At 70.1% G+C, this 3035-nt stretch carries 2 protein-coding genes and 1 pseudogene; all 3 read left to right on the top strand.

What is annotated here, in order from left to right:
* The coding region (locus QZ483_RS13325) for an HAD-IC family P-type ATPase (RefSeq protein ID WP_297084825.1) at nucleotides 1-866 on the top strand (866 nt) is incomplete at its 5' end.
* A gap of 287 nt (nucleotides 867-1153) precedes the next feature.
* Nucleotides 1154-2065, top strand: a complete 912-nt coding sequence (locus QZ483_RS13320; protein WP_297084822.1) for an LCP family protein — start codon at nucleotides 1154-1156, stop codon at nucleotides 2063-2065.
* 158 nt (nucleotides 2066-2223) lie between these two features.
* Nucleotides 2224-3035 (top strand): annotated as a pseudogene (locus QZ483_RS13315) (hypothetical protein); the annotation flags it as partial.

Below are 3035 nucleotides of genomic sequence, written 5' to 3'. Positions count from 1 at the left end.
ATCAGCAGGCGGGGCACGTCGTGGCGATGACCGGCGACGGGGTCAACGACGCCCCCGCATTGCGGCGCGCCGACATCGGCATCGCCATGGGCACGATGGGAACCGAGGTCGCGAAGGACGCCGCGGACATGGTTCTCACCGACGACGACTTCGCCTCGATCGAGCACGCGGTGGAGGAGGGGCGCGGCATCTTCGACAACCTCACCAAGTTCGTGACGTGGACGCTGCCGACGAATATCGCGGAGGGCCTGGTGATTCTCGTGGCGATCCTGCTGGGAACGGCGCTCCCGATCGAACCGACCCAGATCCTCTGGATCAACATGACCACCGCCGTAGCGCTCGGGCTCATGCTCGCGTTCGAGCCCAAGGAGCCGGGCATCATGTCACGGGCTCCTCGAGACCCCGGTCGTGCGCTGCTGACCGGCACGCTGGTGTGGCGGATCGTCCTGGTCTCCGCGCTGCTCGTGGGCGGAGCGTGGCTCCTGTTCACGTGGGAGCTCGACCATGGCGCTACCCTCGCTCAGGCCCGCACGGTCGCCGTCAACGTGTTCGTCATGGTCGAGGCCTTCTACCTGTTCAACTGCCGGTCGTCGAGCCTTCCACTCCGCCGCATCGGCCTGCTGTCCAACCCGTGGCTGCTGGTGGGGGTCGCGGTGCAGGCCGTCGCCCAGGCGGCCTTGACCTACGTGCCCGTGATGAACACCGTGTTCAGCACCGCGCCGATCGACGCGCTGGCGTGGGCACGGATCCTCGCGGTCGGCGCCGCGACGAGCGCCGTCGTGGTCATCGAGAAGCGGGTGAGGGCCCGCCGCGACACGCCCGCGACCACGGCAGATCGCGGCCTCCGCGCTACCCTCGCAGGGTGACACCGACGGGCGGCGAGGACCGCACTCGCCAAGGCGCTCCCGGCGCGCGTCGGCCCATGCCGCCGTCGATCCCACCGCGTGCGCGTCCGCCCGCATCTCAGCCGTCGTCCCCGCAGCGCCGCACTGTCATCCCCCCGTCGACACGGCAGCCGGAGGCGGGCGAGGGACAGCGTCCGACGGCGCCGCGACAGCCGTCGCCTCCCCGGCCCCAGTCGCGCCCGGACGCCGCCGTGCCCCCCGCATCGGCCCCCCGACCGCGCCGCAGGCGTCGCCACCGCTGCTGCAGCGTGGCGCTCGTCCTGCTGCTGCTGCTCGTGCTCGCGCTCGGGTGGTTCTACGTGTGGGCGCAGGGCCAGATCCAGACGGTGCCCGCGCTCAGCGGTGCGCCGGACACGCAGGGCCGCACTTACCTGATCGTCGGATCCGACTCGCGCGAGGGACTCGACACGAACGACCCCACCGAAGGTGCGCGCACCGACACGATCATGGTCCTGCACCAGCCGGAGTCCGGCCCCACCGCCCTCATCAGCATCCCGCGCGACTCGTACGTCGAGATCCCGGGCTACAACGCGAACAAGATCAACGCCTCGTTCGCGTTCGGCGGGCCGGAGCTGCTGGTCGAGACCGTCGAGGGTCTGAGCGGCCTCACCATCGACGGATACCTTGAGGTGGGGTTCACGGGCGTCGCGGAGATGGTCGACGCTGTGGGCGGCGTAGAGCTCTGCTACGACCAGGATGTCTCCGACGAGAAGAGCCAGCTCGAGTGGGAGGCGGGGTGCCACCTGGCTGACGGAGAGACCGCGCTCGCGTTCTCCCGGATGCGCTACGCGGACCCGCTCGGCGACATCGGTCGCGCTCAGCGACAGCGGCAGGTGGTCGGCGCCGTCGCGGACGAGGTGCTGAACCCGGCGACGCTGCTCAACCCGTTCGAGCTCGTGCCCCTCACGTCGGCGGCGCTGGACTCGTTCACCTTCTCCGAGGGCACCGGAGTGCTCGACATCGCGCGCATGGCGCTGGTGCTGCGCTCGGGCCTGGGCGGGGAGTCGGTCACCGGAACGCCGCCCATCGCCAGCATGGGGCACTCCGTGCAGGGCGTGGGATCGACCGTGCTGCTCGACCCCGCGACCATCGATCAGTTCTGGGAAGACATCGCCGACGGCGCGTACGCCCCGGGCACCGAGGTCGGCGGGGTCTCCTAGAGGGATCAGACCTCGCACCCGTGGGTCGTCGCGCCGGTTCCCGAAGGATGCTGGGGCCGCGCGATAGACTGCAGCCAGCATCCCGGCGAGGGAGTCCCTCGCGTGCGGCGTCCCATTCCGGCGCGATACCCACCTCGACCCAGGAGAACCGCCCACCCATGAACACCCTCGCCCAGGCGGCCATGCGAAGGCTCGCCTCGATTCGAGGTCAGACTGCCGTCTCGGTCTGGGTCGTGGTGCTGCTGATGTCGGGGCAGGGCTTCCGGTACCTGCTGGGTCTTCCTCTGTACGCGGCGCTCGTGGTGGCGACGGTCGCCATCGTCGTCATCGCCTTCCCCGCGACGTGGCGAGGGCTGCGGCCGCCGCTGCTGGTCGGAGCGTTCGTGGGGCTGGCGACGCTCAGCATCCTGTGGTCGGAGACCCGAGCTGTCACCACGCTCGCGGTCATCGTGCTCATCGTCACGACCTACATCGCCATCGTCACCGCACGCAGCTCCTCGGGCACCGAGTTCATGGTGCGGCTCCTGCGCGGACTGCAGATCAGCGTGGCTCTGGGGCTGCTGTTCGAGCTGTTCGTGGCGGTGGTGGTGCAGGGCCCCATCGGACCGGCGATGGACGACCTCGAGTCGCTCGCGGGCGACTCGAGCGGCGTCAAGGACGTGGTGTGGTCCGACGGGCTGCTGTTCCAGGGCGGTCCCATCCAGGGGTTCGTCGGCAACCGCAACCCGTTCGGCGCGATCGCGATCACCCTCGCGATCGTCGCCTTCGTCCTGCTCCTCGAGAAGCGGATCTCGCGCCTCGAGGGATACCTGACCCTCGCCGCTGCGGGACTCGTCCACCTCCTCACCCTGTCCGCGACCGTCACGGCGTCCGCGGTCTACCTGATCGTCCTCACGGTGGCGGCACTCGCGATCCGCCGCGTGCCCTTGAGGACCAAGCGCGTGCTGTCCTTCACCACGCTCGCGCTCAC

Source organism: uncultured Demequina sp. (genome assembly GCF_913055775.1).
Classification (GTDB): Bacteria; Actinomycetota; Actinomycetes; order Actinomycetales; family Demequinaceae; genus Demequina.
Note: the sequence above shows the minus strand (reverse complement) of the source record. Positions and strands in the feature narration are given on the sequence as shown.